Raw genomic sequence first — 18,694 nt, forward strand, 5'->3', positions numbered from 1 at the left:
GAACGGTTCAAGGCCGCTGTTTGCGCGTGAGGATCTGGCTGATGGTTTCCTGCTCCACCGGGAAGCGCCTGCTAAATTGCGCCGCGTCGCCAGAGGTCCACTCGCACACTTCCCCGGCTTCCTGGGTCCCCGGCGAATAGCAGGCCCTGGTCTCACGCCCGCGCCATGAATGGGGGCCATCGCCAACCGTGAAGCGCGTGAGCGAAGGCAGTTCCTGGCAGCTGCTTCCGAAAATCACATCAGAAAACAGCTTTTCGCCATTGCGCGTGACGGTGAGGTAGACATGCGGGGATGCCCCGCATATCGCATTGGACTGCGCTCCCCGTTCGGTCGTGACCAGGTAGGTGACGTTTCCCAGGACGCAGGACGACTTCAGGCCACGCGGATCGTGAAAGCCCGCCTTGGCGAGGATTGCCTCGCGCCGGACCCGATGCTTCGGATCAGTGGCGACGCTATCGTGCAGGCCGCGAATTTCCACGTCAAGCAGTCCGGCTTCAGGCACGCAGGCTATCCTGACCAGCTCCTTGGTTGTGTCAGCGTGTGCTGCGGGGGACATGCCAATGACGATGGCGAATGCAAACAAGGCCTTCACGCTTTCTCCGGAAAATGAATGGTGGAAGGAGCATAGCAGGCAATCTCGCCCCGGAATATCTCGCATTATCACAGTGGCATCGCCACGAGCACGCACAGTCGCCGCGAAAGTACAAAGCAAAAAGCCGCTGACTCTTGCGAATCAGCGGCTTTGCATTCTTGGTGGTGATAGGTGGACTTGAACCACCGACCCCAGCATTATGAATGCTGTGCTCTAACCAACTGAGCTATATCACCGAACAGACCAAGATTATAGGCACTTCAAAAACACGTGTCAAGCGCCCGAACCCAAGGTTTTTCGCGTTGTCGCGATTTTTTCAAGCATGACCGCGGCCGGGTTGTCGGCCAGGCAATCAATCACCACGCGATCCGGCATGGCGCGCAGCCAGGTGAGCTGGCGCTTGGCCAGCTGGCGCGTGGCGATGATGCCCGTTTCGCGCAGGGCCGGGCGGTCAATCACGCCATCGAGGTAATCCCAGGCCTGGCGATAACCCACGCAGCGCATCGATGGCAGGGTGGGATGCAGGTCGCCGCGCGCGCGCAGGCGCTTGACTTCCGCCACCAGGCCAGCGTCGTCGCTGGTGCCGAGCATCTGGTCAAAGCGGGTGGCGATGCGCCCGTGCAGCACGCTGCGGTCCGATGGCTCCAGCGCGAACGACAGCAGCGCGAACGGCAGCTCCAGGCGCGGGCGTCCCAGCAGCAGCTGCGACATCGGCTTGCCGGACAATTCGTAGATTTCCAGCGCGCGGTTGATGCGCTGCGCATCGTTCGGTGCCAGCCGCGCGGCAGTGTCGGGGTCGACCTGGCGCAGCTTGTCGTGCATGCCGGGCCAGCCGATGCGCGCCGCTTCTTCCTCGATGCGCACGCGCAGGGCCGCGTCGGCCGTGGGCAGGTCGTCCAGGCCTTCGGTCATGCCCTTGAAGTACATCATGGTCCCGCCCACCAGCAGCGCGAGCTTGCCGCGCGCGCTGATCTCGGCCACCAGGCGCAGCGTATCGGCGCGGAACTGGGCGACCGAGTACGATTCTGTCGGGTCGATGATGTCGATCAGGTGGTGCGGCACGCTGGCCAGTTCTTCGGCTGATGGTTTGGCGGTGCCGATATCCATGTCGCGGTACACCAGCGCGGAGTCAACGGAAATGATTTCGGCCGGGATGGCCCGGGCGATGGCCAGGGCGGCGGCGGTTTTGCCCGACGCGGTCGGGCCCATGATGGCAACAGCCAATGGCTTCATGAGGTGGCCTCCATAACGCGCAACGCCAGTAGCCGCGCGGACAGAAAAATGGCCGCGCCCAGCGTGCAGGCTATGACGGCCAGCGGCATCAGGGTGCCGTTGTAGCTGGCCCCAACGGCGGTCCCCACCGCAAACGCAATGCTCATGTACAGTGCGCCCATGAGTCCCGCCGCGGTGCCGGCCTGGCGCGGAAATGGCGACACGGAGCCGGACTGCGAAATGGGGAAGTTGATGCCATGCGCGCCCATGGTCAGGAACATGGCACCCACCACCAGCGCCCAGTGCGACAGCCCGAACCCGGCTGCCATCAGGAACAGGGCGCCGGCCATCAATGACATGGTGGTGCCAATGCGCAGGGTGACGGCGGGGCCGAACATGGCCAGCAGCCGGCGGCACGCGATGGTGCCGCCCATGTAGCCCGACACGCCGATGGCGAAGCAGTAGCCGAACCATTCGGTGGGCACATCGAGGATACGAATCAGGACTGGCGAGGAACCGGAAATGAACGCGAAAATCGACCCGTACGACAGTGCGCCGGGCAGGGCATTGGCCCAGAATTCGCGCGTGCCAAGCACGAGTTTGTAGTTTTCCAGCAGCCCGGCCCATTCGGTGGCACGCGGATTCTTGTGTTCATTGGTCTCCGGCAGGCGCAGGATTACCGCTACCGTAATGGCGGCCGACAGCAGCGACAGCGCCACAAAGGCGGCGCGCCAGCCGAACGTCACCTGCAGGTAGGACCCCAGGATGGGGCCGAGCAAGGGCGCCAGCGAGAGCCAGGTGCTGGCACGGGCGATCACGCGCGAACTGTCCTCGGTTGAATAGGCGTCGCGCACGATGGCACGCGCGATCACGATGGCGGCGCAGCAGCCCAGCGCCTGCAGGAAGCGCGCGGCAATGAGCAGGTCGATGGTGGGCGAGATGGCGCACAGCAGGCTGGCCAGCACGTACAGCAGCAGGCCGCCGAGGACCACGGGCCGGCGGCCAAAGCGGTCCGACAGCGGGCCCACGGCCAGCTGCGCGGCGCCAAAGGCGATCACGAACATCGACAGCGTCAGCTGCACGGTCGCTTGCGGCGCGCCGAAGTAGGTGGCCAGGCCCGGCAGGGAGGCCAGATACAGGTCGGTCGACAGCGGCTGCAGCATGAGAAAGGCCGCCACCAGCAGCAGGATGGGTGCATGCGCAAAGCGCGCGAGAGGGCGTATGGCGCCCGGGTCCTTGCTCATTATTGGCCGCGCAAAAAAAGCTTGTCGAGGGCGGAGATCTCCAGTTGCACCCAGGTGGGACGGCCGTGATTGCACTGGTCAGCGCGTTCGGTGCTTTCCATCTGGCGCAGCAGGGCGTTCATTTCCGGCACGCTCAGGATGCGGTTGGCCCGCACGGCCGTGTGGCAGGCCAGGGTGCCAAGCAGCTCGTTGCGCCGTTCAACCAGCACGCGCGAGCCACCGTATTCGCGTACATCGCGCAGCACGTCGCGTGCCAGCGTCTGGGCATCGGCATTCTTGAGCAGCGTGGGCACCGAGCGCACGGCCAGCGTGGTGGGCGAGAGCGCGGCAATGTCGAAGCCGAGCGCCTTGAGCGTCTCCTGGTTTTCCTGGGCGGTGCCGACTTCAATGGCGTCGGCAAAGAATGTCACGGGAATCAGCAGCGACTGCACCTGCATGTCGTGACCGTCGATGCGCGCGTCCAGCGCATTCTTGATCTGTTCGTACAGGATGCGCTCGTGCGCGGCGTGCATGTCGACCAGCACCAGGCCCTTGGTGTTCTGGGCCAGGATGTAGATGCCGTGCAGCTGGGCCAGCGCGAAGCCAAGCGGATATTCGTCGCTGGACATGGTGTGCGTGGGCGCGGTGTAGGGGGCCATGGGCTGCTGCGCGGCCGGCGCGCTGTCGGGCGCAAACAGGGCGCCGTAGCTGTCCGTGCGCTGCGCCACGCCGCCTTCCTGGCGTCCCGGCAGCGGATACGGCGAGGGCGAAAAGGTGGCCGAGAGCTGCGAGCCAAAGCTGGTCTGCTCGTGTTCGCGGCGCCAGCTGGGCATCCCGCTTGCCACCTCGGCCGCCGGCAGCGGGGCGGGCGCGCTGCCGAAATTGGTGGCAGAAGTGAGGGCCAGCGCCCGCTGCACCGCATGGAACACGAACTGGTGGACCGCGCGGCTGTCGCGAAAGCGCACCTCGATCTTGGACGGGTGAACGTTGACGTCGACCAGCGCGGGATCGAGGTCCAGCGCCAGCACATACGATGGGAAGCGGTCGCCGTGCAGCACATCCTGATAGGCCGCGCGCACCGCGTGCACCAGCAGCTTGTCGCGCACAAAGCGCCCGTTCACATAAAAGAACTGGCCGTCGGCCCGCGCCTTGGAGGCGGTGGGCAGGCCGGTGTAGCCGTGCAGGCGCAAGGGGCCTGCCGATTCGTCAATCGGCAGGCGCGCTTCGGCAAAGTCGCTGCCCAAGATATGGGCGCTGCGCCTGGCCAGTTCGCTCACATTCCAGTGGTCGATGGTGCGCCCGTTGTGCGTAAGCGAAAACGAGACGTCCGGACGGGCCAGGGCGATGCGGCGCACCACTTCCGCGCAGTGGCCATATTCGGTCTGCTCGGACTTGAGGAACTTGCGCCGCGCCGGGGTATTGAAATACAGGTCTTGCACGTCGATGGTGGTGCCGCAGGCGCCGGATGATGGCGCCACCGTGCCCTGGTGCGAGCCGACGATTTCCCACGCGTGCGGCGCGTCTGCCGTGCGCGAGGTCACCGACACGGCAGCCACCGCGGCAATCGAGGCCAGTGCCTCGCCCCGAAAGCCGAGCGTGGACACGTTTTCCAGGTCGGTGAGGGAAGCGATCTTGGAAGTGGCATGCCGGGCCAGTGCCAGCGGCAGCTGCTCGGGCGCGATGCCGCGCCCGTTGTCGGTGATGGCAATGCGTTTGACGCCGCCTTCTTCGAGCCGCACGGTGATCTGGGTGGCACCGGCGTCCAGCGCATTTTCCAGCAATTCCTTGACCACGGCGGAGGGCCGCTCGACCACCTCGCCGGCGGCAATCTGGGAAATCAGCTGGTCGGGAAGTGCCTGGATGGGGCGGTGGGCGGGGACGGGAGCATTCATCTGCGAATTATAAACCTGCGCCACCCCCGGTCGTGAAACCGGGAGCGCGTCACTGCCGCCTATTTTTGCTCGCGCACGGGGATGGGCGCATTACACAGGTCGATGTGCCCGGCCGGGACCACGGTCCACGGGCCGCCGCGGTTGCGCTGCGCTTCGACCGCCGCCTTGAACGAGGCACTGTCGGTGCGCATGACTTCAAACCGGCTGCGCTCTGCCGGCGGCACGTCGGCCGCCACTTTGACCGACGTGATGGGCACGTTCTGTTCCGGCTTGTCATAAAAGCCCATTGCCCCGGCCCCGCGCGGCAGGGTCGAGAGCATGGGCATGCCGGAGATGACGCGGCCCACCACGGTGATATTGCGGTCCAGGTGGCGCGGGGCATGGCCGATGACGGCGTACAGGGCCGAGCCGCCGCCGCTGTCAGCGTCGTTGTCGCGGCCCACGCCCACCATGCCGTAGCAGTGGGCCAGCCATGCGCGGCCTGTTTTGGGATCGCGCGCCGACGGGAAGCCGTTGGAGTGGCCCACCTGCGGTGCATAGCCGTCCGGGTCCGGCAGGCGGGTAAAGGCACTGTCGTTCTTCATGGGGATGGTGAACTCGCCCTTGAGCGTGGCCTTGGCCGTCTTCATGGGCCTGGGGTTCTTTTCATCCGGGTCGCCCCACTGCACCACCCAGTTGTCCTGCGAGCGGATGATGGCCAGGCCGTCAAAATACCCTTCGCGCACCATGGTCTTGATGTTGGCCACATGGTTGGGGGCAAAGGTGGGCGCCAGTTCAATGATCACGCGGCCGGCCGCTGTGTGCATGTACAGCGTGTTTTCCGGGTCCAGCGCGCGCCATTCGCTGGCCTTGGAGGCCTTGATGACATCGGCCACGGTCGGCTTTGGCGGCGGCGGCCTGACGCTGGGCGGCTTTTCGGTGGCGCACGCGGCCGGGGCGTAGGCTGTCATGGCCAGGGTGGCGGTGAGGGCTGCGATGGTGCGGGTGGCTAGGTACATCGTCTTGTCTCCAGAGGCGCGCCCGGCTTGGCGCCCGGGAATTGTAATCCCCTTTGTGTGCACGATGAAAACTTGTGTGCGCATCATTTCAACATGCCAAAAATGGTATGATGGTGGGCTACCTTTTAGGATAAATATGGATCTGATGCAAATCTTCGACTTGATCATGAAAGTCGAGCTGTCTACCCTGCTGAGCCAATACGGTGTGTACGTGTATGCAGTGCTGTTCCTCATTATTTTCAGCGAGACCGGCCTGGTCGTGCTGTTCTTCTTTCCTGGCGACACGCTGCTGTTCATTGCCGGCGCTGCCTGCGCCACGGGCGAAATGAATTACTTCTTTCTGATGGCGCTGCTGATCGCCGCTGCAGTGCTGGGCAATACGCTCAACTACCACATCGGCAAACGGATCGGCCAGCGCGCATACACGCACAACTACCGCTGGGTCAACAAGGATGCCCTGCAAAAGACCCATAACTTTTTTGAAAAGCACGGCGGCAAGACCATCATCCTGGCCCGCTTCGTGCCCGTGGTGCGGACCTTTGCCCCCTTCGTGGCCGGCGTGTCCGAAATGACCCAGTCGCGGTTTCAGTTCTATAACATCACGGGCGCAGCCCTGTGGGTTGTCAGCCTCGTCAGCGCCGGCTACCTGTTCGGCAATACGCCGATCGTGCGTGACAACCTGACCACCATCGTCATGATCGGCGTGGCGGCGGCCGTGGTACCGGTGGCATTGGGCGGCCTGTACAAGTTCGGCCGCAAGATGCTTTCCCGCTAAGTCGCTTGCCACCTTGCCATGCGCGCGCGGCAAGGTGCGCGCATTTGCGCTGCAATACTCAAGTTTTCCTCCCCACGGGCCGATATCCAGACAGTACGCTTACTTTCTGGATTCCCATGCGCCACATATTTGCCCTGATTGCCTGCAGCCTCGCCGTCACGACGGCGGCCGCGGCCGACCCTGCGCCCGCGCTCGGCCCCGCCGCCCCGGCCACCGCGTCCAAGGCGGGCGAGCCGTCCATCAAGCCCGCCCTGCCATCGATCCGGCCGGGCAAGCCATCCAGGGCCACCGCCGCCGCCCTCGCTGCCGAGGAGGCCGAAGCCGAAGCCGAACTGTCGGCCAAGATTGCCGCCCGCCTGGCCGCCATGCGCGCCAACCAGAAGGCCCGGGCCGCGGCCGCCGCCAAGGCGCGCAAGGCAGCCGAGGCGCGCAAGGCCGCGGCGCTTGTCGCGGCCGCGGAACCGGCAGTCAAGCCCTATCACGGCAACCACTGGTCCTACGAAGGCGAGACCGGTCCCGCCAACTGGGGGCGCAACCCGGCCTGGAGCAAGTGCGGCACCGGCAACCGCCAGTCGCCGATCGACCTGCGCGACGGCATGAAGGTGGACCTGGAGCAGATTTCGTTTGATTACAGGCCATCGTCGTTCAACGTGGTCGACAACGGCCATACCATCCAGGTCAATGTCGGCCACGGCAATTCGATCTCGCTGCAGGGACGCAGCTACGAGCTGCAGCAGTTCCACTTTCACCGGCCCTCGGAAGAGCGCATCAACGGCAAGGGGTTCGAGATGGTGGTCCACCTGGAACACAAGGATGTGGAAGGCAGGCTGGCGGTGGTCTCGGTCATGCTCGAACGCGGCCGTGCCCAGGACATGATCCAGACCGTGTGGAACAACCTGCCGCTGGAAAAGCATGACATCGTCACGCCCGCCATTGTCCTCAATCCGGCCGACGTGCTGCCGCTGCGCCGCGAGTACTTCACTTATATGGGTTCGCTCACCAAGCCGCCCTGCAGCGAGGGCGTTCTGTGGCTGGTGATGAAGGAGCCGGTGCAGGCCTCGCCGGCCCAGATGGCGCTGTTTGCGCGCCTCTATCCGCTCAATGCACGGCCCATCCAGGCCCACTCGGGCCGCGTGGTCAAGGAATCAAACTAGGGCGTCACACGGCATCGATGCTGTGGTCGCCGCGCCAGGCGCCACCCGGCTTGAGAGTGAGCGGCGCGATGACGGCCGGTTCGATGCACACGAAGCGCCGGTATTCATCGTCTTCCAGGTCGGACAAGCTGGCCGCGTCGGCCGCGCCGGGATTCCATACGACGGCATCGGTGAAGCTGCTCTGGTTGAGCAGCAGCTTGCCGCCGGCGTGGGACAGGGCGATGGCACCTGCCACATCGCGGTAAATCTCATCGTGCTTGTCGCTGATGGCCAGCGCATCGTCGCCCACACCGTGGATGGCTGCGCCGTCCTGCGCATCGACTGCAAAGTAGGTATGCAGGGCTGCTGAAAACGCGAATTCATCGTCGCCCGTGTTGCGCACGTCCAGGCCCAGCGAGAGCCGCTGCTGTTCCAGCGTCACCTTCAGGCGCAGCTCAAAGCCGTGCGGGAAGCCGGCCGCGATATCGGGCGCCAGGTCGGTGCGGGTCAGTGCGAACACGGCGAACACGCCTTCTTCGTCCACGCCGCTGTCGGCCAGGCGCCAGGTGGACACGCGGGCAAAGCCATGCCGCATGCCGCTGCCGCGTTCAGCGAACTGGGGAAAGATGACCGGCACGCCGCCGCGAATGGCGCGGCTGCCGTCAAGGGCCGAGCGGGTGCTGCAAAACAGGCGCTCCTTGCCGTCGGCGCTGATCCAGGAGACCAGATGGGCGCCGTACAGGGTCACGGTGGCCTGTGCGCCATCCGGTGCGGTGATGCGGACCGCGGGCAGGGTGCCCACGGTCGTCGTGGCGATGGTTGTCATGGTCGTTCCTTCAGCTGATGCGGCCCTTGGCCAGCGGAGGATTGCGCGAGAAGTAGGTCTTGATGCCCTTGGTGATCGCGTTGGCGATTTCATCCTGGTAGCCATTGTCGCGCAGCTTGGCTTCCTCCTGCGGGTTCGAAATGAACGCCGTCTCAATCAGGATCGAAGGGATGTCCGGGGCCTTGAGGACGGCAAATCCGGCCTGCTCGACGGCGGCCTTGTGCAGATGGGCGATGCCGCCAATTTCGCTCAGCACCGCGCGCCCGAGCTTGAGGCTGTCGTTGATCTGGGCCGTGGTGGACAGGTCGAGCAGCACGCTGGCCAGCTGGCGGTCATGGGTGGCCATGCTGACCCCGCCGATGGCGTCGGCCTGGTTTTCCTTGTTGGCCAGCCAGCGCGCGGCCGAGGACGACGCGCCTTTTTCAGACAGCACGAAGACCGATGAACCGCGCGCGCTGGGACGGATAAAGGCGTCGGCATGAATGGATACGAACAGGTCGGCCTGGACGCTGCGCGCCTTGTCCACGCGCTTGCCGAGCGGGACGAAGTAATCGCCGTCGCGGGTGAGCATGACGCGCATATTGGGCTGCTCTTCGAGCTTGAACTTGAGGCGCTTGGCAATGGCCAGCACGATATCCTTTTCACGCGTGCCGGCGCGGCCGATGGCGCCCGGGTCTTCGCCGCCATGGCCGGGATCGATGGCCACCGTAATCATGCGCATGACCTTGTCCGGCTGGGCGCTGTCGGGCCGCGCGGAACTGGCCGGCGGCGGGACGGGCTCGGGCCGGGCCTGGGCCAGCGGCGGCACGGGCGCGCGCGCAGTGGGCACCGGGGGCGCCACCACGGACGGTGCCGGGCCGGGCGGGGCCACGGCCACGGCAGTGCCTGGCGCCGGGGCTGGCGGCTGCGGGCTGGCCGGGGTCGCAGAATTGGCAGGGGCGGGCGGCTGCGCCACGCCGGCCGGCGCGCCCGATGGCGACCAGTCGCCCTTTTCAATCATGGCGGCGATCGGATCGACCACCTTGACCGGATACAGGTCGAAAATGAGGCGGTGGTTGTAGGGCGACACGGGCGCCAGCTGGAATACCTGGGGCGTGATCTCTTCCTTCAGGTCAAACACCAGGCGCACGATGTTGGGCTGGTACTGGCCCACCCGTACCTGTTTGATGTACGGGTCTTCAGACTGGATCTTGGCCACCAGGGACTTGAGCGTGGCGTTGAGCGCCAGACCTTCAATGTCCACCACCAGCCGGTGCGGGTCGGGCACGGTGAAATGGGTGGCCTTGAGGATGGAGTCGTTTTCCAGCGTGACACGGGTGTAGTCGGGCGCGGGCCAGACGCGCACGGCCAGGATCTGGGCTGCCATCGCGGGCAGCAGCGGGGTGACGGACAGGAGCAGCGTGCCGCCGGCCTTGAGCACGGTGCGGCGGGTCACGGGGCTGGACGTCAGCGGTGTGGTGCGAAGGTGAGACGGTCGAGACATAGCAAACCCAGGTCGGACAACGCTTGCAATTCTACATCACGACCCGCGCCGGCGACGTTCAAACGGACCAGCACATCGGGCGGGGGCAATACCGGGGCGCCTTTCTCGGGCCATTCGACGATGCAGATGTTGCGGCCATTGAAGTCTTCGCGAAAGCCGGCGTCGAGAAATTCCTCCGGGCTGGCCATGCGGTACAGGTCAAAGTGGATCAGCTGCACGGCCTGCCCGCCGAGCACGATGCTGTACGGTTCGGCCAGGGTATAGGTGGGACTTTTCACCTTGCCCACGTGGCCGGCCGCGTGCAGCAGGGCGCGGGTGAGGGCGGTCTTGCCGGCGCCCAGGTCGCCATCGAGATGGATGACCAGGCCCGGCACCAGCACCCGCGCCAGGGCCGCGCCGAGGGCGGCGGTGTGGCTGTCATCGTCAAGATGGGCTGTAAAATGCGGCATCGAATAGAATGTCTTGTGTCGAAGTGAAGCGCGGTGTGACTGCGCCGGCGCGCACGCCATTGTAAAGCCGAAAACATCTCCATGCAGCCTACCCCTCCCGACCTGTCCGCACTGGCGCTGGCCATCAAGCGCTGGGGTGCCGAACTTGGCTTTGCCGAGGTGCGCATTGCCGACGTCGACCTGACGCACGCGGAAGCGGGCCTGCAGGCGTGGCTGGACGCGGGCCGCCATGGCGAGATGGATTATATGGCAAGCCACGGCATGAAGCGCGCCCGTCCGGCTGAACTGGTGCCGGGCACGGTGCGCGTGATCACGGCGCGCATGGATTACCTGCCGGCCGCGACACCGCACGACTGGCGCGAACGGGAACGGGCCCGCCTGGCCGACCCCCGGGCGGCCGTCATTTCCATTTACGCGCGCGGACGCGATTATCACAAGGTCTTGCGCAGCCGCCTGCAGCAGCTGGCCGAGCGCATCCGGACGGTGACGGGTGAGTATGGATTTCGGGTATTTACCGATTCCGCCCCCGTCATGGAATTGCCGCTGGCCGAAAAGGCGGGGCTGGGCTGGCGCGGCAAGCACACCCTCATGCTTAACCGCGAGGCAGGTTCCATGTTTTTTCTGGGCGAAATCCTGGTCGATATTGCCTTGCCGGTGGACGGGCCCGTGGACGCCCACTGCGGCCAGTGCCAGGCATGCATCGATGTCTGTCCCACCCAGGCCATCGTGGGCCCGGGCCGGCTCGATGCACGGCGCTGCATTTCCTACCTGACCATCGAACTCAAAAGCAGCATTCCGGAAGCGCTGCGCCCCTTGATCGGCAACCGCGTGTACGGCTGCGACGATTGCCAGACGGTCTGTCCCTGGAACAAGTTTGCCCAGCGCGCCGTGGTGCCGGACTTTGAAGAGCGCAACAGCCTGGGCAGCGAGAGCATGGCCGCGCTGTTTGCCTGGGACGATGGTGAATTCAACCGCCGCCTGGAAGGCAGTCCCATACGCCGCATTGGCCACGAGCGCTGGCTGCGCAACCTGGCGGTGGGCCTGGGCAATGCGGCCGATGCCATGCCGGGCGATGCGGCCGTGGTGGCGGCCCTGCAGGCGCGTAGCGCGCACCCCTCGGCCATGGTGCGCGAGCATGTGGCCTGGGCGCTGGCCCGGCACGGTATTTATCCGGACGGTGCCATGCGCTTGAGCCGGACGGCCGACCAGTCGCCATCGAGCGAAATCATGGCCACACCCGTCACGCCGCGCTGAGCGGCAAAGGCAAAGATCTTGTCGCGGTCAATATCGGTTGCCTTGGGCGCGGTGGGCTTGAGGTAGGCAATCCACAGCGAGCCCTTGTCACCGAGCCGGGCCATGGCCTGGTCCCACCATTTTTCCAGCTCGGCCTGGTTGAGGGCGAACAGGAGCACGATGTCGGCCACCTCCTCGCCTTCGCGCAGCATGTCGTCGGGCAGCTCCCCCACCACGGATGGATTGACGCCCCCATTGAACACCGCCAGCGACTTGACGGTCTTGAGGTAGAGCTTGTCGGCAATGGTCTTATCAGTCACAGTTGTCCTCCGAAAAAAACGGGCTGAAACCGCTGTCTGGAAAGAGTGAGATCGTTGACGCGGACGAAGGTTCGCCCGGCGCGCCGCCTTTTTTTCGGCCCTAGGGAGGCGCTGATCAATTGACGATTTCAGCGGGTTCCCGAAATTTGGAGGAATCGACCTCGCCGAAGAATCGCGACGCGCTTTTTCGGTGCCGTTTCTGCCGGGTTTTCAACGAAATTGCAGTATTCCTTGCGCCTTTCGGCGCTCAGGACGCTCTTCGGGTTTCAGTGATCGTAAATCGCCTGCCGGCCAGTACCAGATTGGCGAAGCCGAACAGCGTGAACAACTGGGCGGTGTTCTTCGCCAAACCACGGTAACGCGTCTTCCGATGACGGAACAGGTTCTTGATGACATGAAATGGATGCTCGACTTTCGCGCGCACGCTCGCCTTGAGATGCTCAAGCTTCTCGGTCATGCGGCCAAGCTTGTTCTTCGGCAGCGCCTTGCGTTTAGCGCGCTTCATCGCCACGTGCCAAGTCACCGGTTTGCCGATGTTCTCGGCCCGCTTTTCAACACCCTGATAACCGGCGTCGCCAAAGGCCGCCACTTCATCGCCGTGCAGCAGAGCGTGTGCTTGCGTCACATCGGAGACATTGCCAGCGGTGCCCACGACGGTATGCACAAGGCCCGATGCAGCGTCAACGCCGATGTGCGCTTTCATCCCGAAATGCCAGTCATTGCCCTTCTTCGATTGGTGCATTTCCGGGTCGCGCTCGCCGTCTTTGTTTTTGGTCGACGGTGGCGCGGCAATCAAGGTGGCATCCACAATGGTCCCTTCGCGCATCATCAATCCTTTGGCCGCCAGGTGCGCGTTGATCGCTTCGAAGATCTTCTGCGTCAGCCCCTTTGCTTCGAGCAAGTGGCGAAACTTGAGCAGCGTCGTCGCGTCCGGTGCGCTCTCGCGATTGAGGTCTATACCAACAAAAGCGCGGATCGCCTGGCTGTCGTAAATGGCGTCCTCAATACCCTCATCGGACAGACCAAAACACTGCTGGGCCACATACATGCGCAGCATGCGCGCCAAGCCGATCGGCGGACGGCCTGCACCAGTCACCTTCGGATAGTGCGGCTCGATCAGCTTATGCAGCTTGCCCCACGGCGTCGCCACGTCGATCTCAGCGAGGAAGCGGTCGCGGCGCGTCAGCTTCTTCTTAGCGGCGTACTCAAGGTCGGAAAAGCTCTTTTGCATGATCGATGGCGGCGCGGTGAAAGTACCGGTATTGTCTCAGGTCTGGCTGACGATGGAAACAGGCGCGCTCGAATTAATCAGTGCTTCCCTAGCACAAATCGCCCCGAGATCAAAGAATTTGATTTAAACCTGAATTAATTTCAACTCGCGTGCCATAAAAGCCACAATTTCCAAATTTAAATAAGTTATGATTAGCACCGCTTCGGCACCAACATGGTGCACCGGGGGCACAGAATGTGGGTAGGTTTGGGGAGTAGGTAGATAAAATAACGGTAATTCATGCCGGAGAAATATCGAGGAGACGCGCGTTTTACAGAATGCTGTTGGTCCAACCAAACGGCCGGGAACGTGAACAAAATTTGGAACGCACCGCAAGGTGCGTTTTTTTTCGGCCGTCCGAATGGCCGCCGCTTCCTGCAGGCGCTGCCGGCGTTATACTGTGCCCCATGACACTTGACCCCAGCAGCGCGCTGTTTTCCGCCATCGTGCCGGCCCCGTTCGGGGCCATCGGCATTCGCACCGCAACGGGGAGCCTGCGCGAGCTGGTCTACCTGCCGCCCCATTTTAGTGAACAGGCTGCCCTTGACGCCCAGGCCGAACAGGCGGCGCTGCAGGTGGCGCGCTACCTGGCCGATCCCGATTTTGTCTTCACCCTGGCCGTGCCGGAAGTGGGCAGCGCCTTCCAGCGCACCGTGTGGCGCGCCATTGCCGCCATCCCGCGCGGCACCGTGCGGACCTACGGGCAGGTGGCCAGCGCCATCGGTTCGGCCCCGCGCGCGGTCGGTCAGGCCTGCGGCGCCAACTGGTTTCCCCTGCTCGTGCCCTGCCACCGCGTGACGGCAGCCGGCGGGCTGGGCGGCTTTGCCAGCCATGACGACGAGCATGGCTTCCACCTGAGCGTCAAGCGCTGGCTGCTCAAGCATGAGGGCGTGAGCAATACTCCATGGCAGCAGCAATCAATCTTCGCCTGATCGACGCCTTTTGCGACAGCCTGTGGCTCGAGCATGGACTGGCAAAAAACTCGCTGGACGCCTACCGGCGCGACATGACACTATTTGCGCGCTGGCTGGAAGTGACCCGTCCCCAGCGCGCCAGCCTGCACGCGGTCGAGGCGCACGACCTCGATGCCTATTTTGCCGAGCGCCACGCCGACACCAAGCCCAGTTCGGCCAACCGGCGCCTGTCCGTCTTGAAACGCTTCTACCAGCTGGCCCTGCGCCAGCACCAGATCAGCGCCGACCCGTGCCTGAAGCTGGCCTCGGCGCGCCAGCCGCAGCGCTTTGTCCATACCCTGAGCGAAGCGCAGGTCGAAGCGCTGCTGCAGGCGCCGGACGTGGCCACGCCGCTCGGCCTGCGTGAACGCACCATGCTCGAACTGATGTATGCGAGCGGGCTGCGGGTGTCGGAACTGGTCACGCTCAAGATGACTGAACTGAGCCTGAACGATGGCGTGCTGCGCATCACGGGCAAGGGCAGCAAGACGCGCCTGGTGCCGTTCGGGCAGGAAGCGCGCGCCTGGATCGAGCGCTACGTGCGCGAGGCGCGCGGGGTGATTCTGAACGGGCAGGTGGACGATGCCCTGTTCGTGACGGGACGGGGCGGCCCCATGACGCGCCAGATGTTTTGGATCCTGATCAAGAAACACGCGGCCCGGGCCGGCATCACGGCGCCCCTGTCGCCGCACACCCTGCGCCACGCCTTTGCCACCCATTTGCTCAATCACGGTGCCGACTTGCGCGTGGTGCAACTGCTGCTGGGACACTCCGATATCTCCACCACACAAATTTACACCCATGTTGCGCGGGAGCGCATGAAACAGCTGCACGCCCAGCACCATCCACGTGGTTAAATTAAATGCAGAGTGGCTAACTGCGTCATAATGGACCCCACACGACAATTTTCCCGCAGACAACATAAGAGGTGATTCATGGCTAAAACCAATTTTTCGTACGAAAAGCGGCAACGGGAGTTAGAGAAGAAGAAAAAGGCCGAGGAAAAAGCCAGGAAGAAAGCAGAAGCGAAGAATGCGCCGGCCTCGCCCGATGGCGGCGCCGAAGAAGCCAATGAAGAGAGCGCCGAGAGCACGACCGATACCCAAGAATAAAGCAGTTCCCCGCACTTGCCACCAGCCCCCGCTTCCCGTCAATGGCTGACGGAAAGCGGGGGCTTGTTCTTGGGCGAACCGCCGGTGCCGGCTTCAGGCCACGGTTCAGGCAACCAGCTTCGGTTCCGGCGCCGGCTCGGCATGCGCATCGTGGTCGCCCTTGAAGTAGCGTACCGCCCGCTTGCCCAGGTTATCCAGGTAGGTGTAGGCCACCGGCACCACCACCAGGGTGAGCAGGGTGGACGTGATGACCCCGCCGATCACGGCGCGGCCCATCGGCGCCTGCATTTCCGAGCCTTCGCCCATGCCGATGGCCATCGGCAGCATGCCGAAGATCATGGCCAGGGTGGTCATGAGGATGGGGCGCAGGCGCACCTGGCCGGCATCCATGATGGCTTCGTACTGGCCCTTGCCTTCGCGCTGGCCCTGGTTGGTGAAGTCCACCAGCAAGATGGCATTCTTGGTCACCAGGCCCATCAGCATGATCACGCCGATGACCGAAAAGATATTGAGCGTGCTGCCCGTGACCAGGAGGGCCAGCAAGACCCCGATGAGCGAGAGCGGCAGCGACACCATGATGGCCACCGGCTGCAGGAAGCTGCCAAACTGCGAAGCGAGCACCAGGTAGATGAATACCACCGCGATGCCGAGCGCGGCCCCGGCCGAACCCATGGTTTCCGCCATTTCCTCGGCGTCGCCGCCCACTTCAAAGCGGATACCGGCAGGTAAATCAAACTCGGCCATGATCTTTTGCACATCCTTGTGGACGTCGCCATTCGGGCGGCCCTGCACGCCGGCATAGATGGCGACCCGGCGTTCCAGCGCCAGGCGCTTGAGCACCTGCGGGCTGGTGGCCGGCACGAATTGCACAAACTGGCGCAGCGGGACCATGATCGGGTTGCCGGCCGCATCGCGCCGGGTGGACGCCACCGACAGGTCGGCCAGGTCGGCCACTTTCTGGCGGCCCGACTTGGGCAGCTGCACATTGATGTCGTAGTTCTGGCCGTCCGGCGCCAGCCAGCGGCTGACCTGGTCGCCCGCAACAAAGGGACGCAGGGCCGCGCCCACCTGCTGGATCGACACGCCCAGATCGCTGGCCAGTTCATTGTTGATCTTGACGACGGTGGCGGGATTGGCGCCTTCCTGGCTGTATTCCATGTCGGTGATGCCCTTGACCGCGCTCACCTTTTCCATCAGGCGTCGCGCCACCGCGTCGAGCTTGGCTTCGTCGGCCCCGAGAATGTTGATGAAGACCGGCTTCCAGCCCACCGACATGCTGACACCGGCAATCGGTTCGAGCCGGGACCGGATCACCCCTTCCATCTCCTTCTGGGAGCGGCGCTTGACCTTGTTCTTGTCGACCAGCTTGACATTGACATGGGCCGTGTTGCGCCCGTCCCAGGTGCCCACGTTGGCCATCACGGTCTCGATTTCCTTGAATTCCTTGAGCGCCGCCTCGATCTGGCGCACCTTGCTGTCCGTGTATTCCAGGCTCGAGCCGATCGGCGCCTTGAAGCGCAGGTGGATGAAGCCGTTGTCCACCTGGGGCACCATTTCGCTGCCAATCTTCGGCACCAGGGCCAGGCTGGCGATGAACAGCACCAGTGCCAGCGTCAGGGTGGCCTTGCGCCAGCGCAGCGCCACGGCCAGCGTCTTGCCGTACCACAGGTGCAGCCGGTCGATGCCCAGCTCCACCTTGTCCATGGCGCGGCCCAGCCACGGCAGGTACTTGAAGCGGTCCTGGACGGGGTCGGGCCAGACCGACGACAGCATGGGGTCAAGCGTGAAGCTGACAAACAGCGACACCAGCACCGCCACGGCCACGGTAATGCCGAACTGGAGGAAGAACTTGCCGATGATGCCATCCATGAACGCGACCGGGATGAACACGGCCACGATGGCAAAGGTGGTGGCCATCACGGCCAGGCCGATTTCATTGGTGCCATCGTTGGCCGCCTTGACGTGGCTCTTGCCCATGCCCAGGTGGCGCACGATGTTTTCGCGCACCACGATGGCGTCGTCAATGAGCAGGCCAATACACAGCGACAGCGCCATCAGGGTCAGGAAGTTGAGCGTGAAGCCGAAAAACTTCATGGCGATGAAGCTGGCCATGACCGAGATCGGCAGCGTCAAGCCGGTAATGATGGTGCTGCGCCACGAATGCAGGAAGAAAAACACGATCACCATGGTCAGCAGCGCGCCTTCCATGATGGTGCGCTTGACGTTGGCCAGCTGCGCTTCGGTAAACAAGGACTGGTCTTCGATGATCTCGATCTTGACGTCGTCCGGCACCGCGCCCTTGAGCTTGGCGATGGCCGCCTTGACGCCCTGGCCCACTTCCACCACGTTGGCGTCCTGCACCTTGATCACTTCAATGGAAATGGCGCGCCGGCCATTGATGCGCGACAGCGACTGCTCTTCCTGCTCGCCATCGACCACCTCGGCCACCTGTTCCAGGTAGACGGGGCCATTGGCGTGGCGCGCCACGATGATCTTGTTAAAGCCGCGCACGTCGCGGATCTTGCCCTCGATGCGCACCAGGCGCTCGCTGGCACCATAGCTGATATTGCCGGCCGGCAGATTGGCATTGGTATTCTGGATGGCGCGCAAGACTTCATCGACGCCCACGTTCTGGCTGGTGAGCGCATCCGGGCGCAGGTTGATCAGCACCTGGCGGTTGGTCTTGCCGTTGACGCGCACCTGGCCCACCCCGGCCACGCCCTGCAGTCGCTTGCTGATGATCTGCTCGGTCATGACGGAGAGCTCGCGGATGGAGCGCTGCTCGGACATGAGCGACATGCGGATCACGGGCTGGGCATTGTCACCTTCCCAGCGCTGGATGTAGGGTTCGCGCGCCTCCTTGGGAAAGCCCGGCCGTACCTGGCCCACCTTGGCCCGGATGTCGGTGACGGCCCGTTCCACGTCCACCGACAGGGCCAGCTGCACCGACACCCCGCCGCGCCCTTCCCATGAATTCGATTCGAGCTTCTTGACGCCGCTGACCGAGTTGAGCGCTTCTTCGAGCGGGCGCACGATATCGTTTTCCACCTGTTCGGGCGAGGCGCCCGGGTAAGCGACCTCGATCCACACGCCCGGCATGGCCACATTGGGCATCGATTCCACGCCCAGGCCGCGGTAGGAAAACAGGCCCAGCACCATCAGGGCCACCATGACCATGGTGGCAAAGACGGGATTGTTGATACTGATTCGTGTCATCCACATG

17 protein-coding genes and 1 tRNA gene are annotated in these 18,694 nt (G+C 64.1%); 6 read left to right on the forward strand and 12 right to left on the reverse strand.

Features of this window, described 5'->3' with window-relative positions; translation table 11 throughout:
- Positions 1-7 precede the first annotated feature (7 nt).
- The 6 genes from KY495_RS12715 to KY495_RS12740 form a co-directional block, all read right to left on the reverse strand.
- Positions 8-592: a hypothetical protein gene (locus KY495_RS12715; RefSeq protein WP_219879801.1), complete on the reverse strand. Its 585-nt coding sequence runs from the start codon at positions 590-592 to the stop codon at positions 8-10.
- A gap of 159 nt (positions 593-751) precedes the next feature.
- Positions 752-828, reverse strand: a tRNA-Met gene (locus KY495_RS12720).
- A 37-nt stretch (positions 829-865) separates the two neighbouring features.
- The gene (gene miaA / locus KY495_RS12725) at positions 866-1,825 is read right to left on the reverse strand and encodes a tRNA (adenosine(37)-N6)-dimethylallyltransferase MiaA (RefSeq protein ID WP_229518287.1); all 960 of its coding nucleotides are present in this window, start codon (positions 1,823-1,825) and stop codon (positions 866-868) included.
- A complete protein-coding gene (locus KY495_RS12730; protein WP_219879802.1) occupies positions 1,822-3,048 on the reverse strand; it encodes a multidrug effflux MFS transporter in 1,227 nt (408 codons plus the stop codon). The genes miaA and KY495_RS12730 overlap by 4 nt, the downstream gene beginning before the upstream one ends.
- Positions 3,048-4,919: a DNA mismatch repair endonuclease MutL gene (gene mutL, locus KY495_RS12735; RefSeq protein ID WP_219879803.1), complete on the reverse strand. Its 1,872-nt coding sequence runs from the start codon at positions 4,917-4,919 to the stop codon at positions 3,048-3,050. The genes KY495_RS12730 and mutL overlap by 1 nt, the downstream gene beginning before the upstream one ends.
- 59 nt (positions 4,920-4,978) lie before the next feature.
- A complete protein-coding gene (locus tag KY495_RS12740; RefSeq protein WP_219879804.1) occupies positions 4,979-5,917 on the reverse strand; it encodes a peptidylprolyl isomerase in 939 nt (312 codons plus the stop codon).
- A 136-nt stretch (positions 5,918-6,053) separates the two neighbouring features.
- On the opposite strand from KY495_RS12740, the gene KY495_RS12745 reads away from it, so the two are divergent.
- Together KY495_RS12745 and KY495_RS12750 are read left to right on the forward strand one after the other, a co-directional pair.
- Positions 6,054-6,692: a VTT domain-containing protein gene (locus tag KY495_RS12745; RefSeq protein WP_219879805.1), complete on the forward strand. Its 639-nt coding sequence runs from the start codon at positions 6,054-6,056 to the stop codon at positions 6,690-6,692.
- 116 nt (positions 6,693-6,808) lie between these two features.
- Entirely contained in the window at positions 6,809-7,846 is a 1,038-nt protein-coding gene (locus KY495_RS12750; RefSeq protein ID WP_219879806.1) for a carbonic anhydrase, read from the forward strand.
- A 4-nt stretch (positions 7,847-7,850) separates the two neighbouring features.
- On the opposite strand, the gene KY495_RS12755 is transcribed toward KY495_RS12750, so the two are convergent.
- Genes KY495_RS12755 through tsaE form a run of 3 tightly spaced genes read right to left on the reverse strand, consistent with a single transcriptional unit; the run spans position 7,851 to position 10,583 of the window.
- Positions 7,851-8,651, reverse strand: a complete 801-nt coding sequence (locus KY495_RS12755) for a D-hexose-6-phosphate mutarotase (RefSeq protein ID WP_219879807.1) — start codon at positions 8,649-8,651, stop codon at positions 7,851-7,853.
- A 10-nt stretch (positions 8,652-8,661) separates the two neighbouring features.
- On the reverse strand, positions 8,662-10,134 hold the full coding sequence (locus tag KY495_RS12760; protein ID WP_219879808.1) for an N-acetylmuramoyl-L-alanine amidase: 1,473 nt from the start codon (positions 10,132-10,134) through the stop codon (positions 8,662-8,664).
- Complete coding sequence (tsaE, locus tag KY495_RS12765; protein ID WP_219879809.1) at positions 10,098-10,583, reverse strand: tRNA (adenosine(37)-N6)-threonylcarbamoyltransferase complex ATPase subunit type 1 TsaE; 486 nt, start codon at positions 10,581-10,583, stop codon at positions 10,098-10,100. Before tsaE ends, KY495_RS12760 begins: the two co-directional genes overlap by 37 nt.
- Before the next feature lie 81 nt (positions 10,584-10,664).
- On the opposite strand from tsaE, the gene queG reads away from it, so the two are divergent.
- On the forward strand, positions 10,665-11,837 hold the full coding sequence (gene queG, locus KY495_RS12770; RefSeq protein WP_219879810.1) for a tRNA epoxyqueuosine(34) reductase QueG: 1,173 nt from the start codon (positions 10,665-10,667) through the stop codon (positions 11,835-11,837).
- On the opposite strand, the gene KY495_RS12775 is transcribed toward queG, so the two are convergent.
- Both KY495_RS12775 and KY495_RS12780 read right to left on the reverse strand, forming a co-directional pair.
- Positions 11,750-12,136, reverse strand: a complete 387-nt coding sequence (locus tag KY495_RS12775; protein WP_219879811.1) for a DUF3052 family protein — start codon at positions 12,134-12,136, stop codon at positions 11,750-11,752. The genes queG and KY495_RS12775 overlap by 88 nt on opposite strands.
- 247 nt (positions 12,137-12,383) lie before the next feature.
- Positions 12,384-13,367: an IS5 family transposase gene (locus KY495_RS12780; RefSeq protein WP_219879812.1), complete on the reverse strand. Its 984-nt coding sequence runs from the start codon at positions 13,365-13,367 to the stop codon at positions 12,384-12,386.
- 446 nt (positions 13,368-13,813) lie between these two features.
- Between KY495_RS12780 and KY495_RS12785 the strand changes: the two genes are divergently transcribed.
- The 3 genes from KY495_RS12785 (at position 13,814) to KY495_RS12795 (ending at position 15,471) form a co-directional block, all read left to right on the forward strand.
- Positions 13,814-14,338, forward strand: coding sequence for a methylated-DNA--[protein]-cysteine S-methyltransferase (locus KY495_RS12785; RefSeq protein ID WP_219879813.1), 525 nt, complete (start codon positions 13,814-13,816; stop codon positions 14,336-14,338).
- The gene (gene xerD / locus KY495_RS12790) at positions 14,311-15,216 is read left to right on the forward strand and encodes a site-specific tyrosine recombinase XerD (protein ID WP_219879814.1); all 906 of its coding nucleotides are present in this window, start codon (positions 14,311-14,313) and stop codon (positions 15,214-15,216) included. The genes KY495_RS12785 and xerD overlap by 28 nt, the downstream gene beginning before the upstream one ends.
- 78 nt (positions 15,217-15,294) lie before the next feature.
- Positions 15,295-15,471 carry a hypothetical protein gene (locus KY495_RS12795; protein WP_219879815.1) on the forward strand — a complete coding sequence of 59 codons (177 nt, stop codon included), beginning with the start codon at positions 15,295-15,297 and terminating at the stop codon, positions 15,469-15,471.
- Positions 15,472-15,576: 105 nt separating this feature from the next.
- Here the strand turns inward: KY495_RS12795 and KY495_RS12800 are convergent, their stop codons facing one another.
- Positions 15,577-18,693 carry an efflux RND transporter permease subunit gene (locus KY495_RS12800; protein WP_219879816.1) on the reverse strand — a complete coding sequence of 1,039 codons (3,117 nt, stop codon included), beginning with the start codon at positions 18,691-18,693 and terminating at the stop codon, positions 15,577-15,579.
- Position 18,694 lies beyond the last annotated feature (1 nt).

This window comes from Massilia sp. PAMC28688, from assembly GCF_019443445.1.
Lineage (GTDB): Bacteria > Pseudomonadota > Gammaproteobacteria > Burkholderiales > Burkholderiaceae_D > Telluria_A.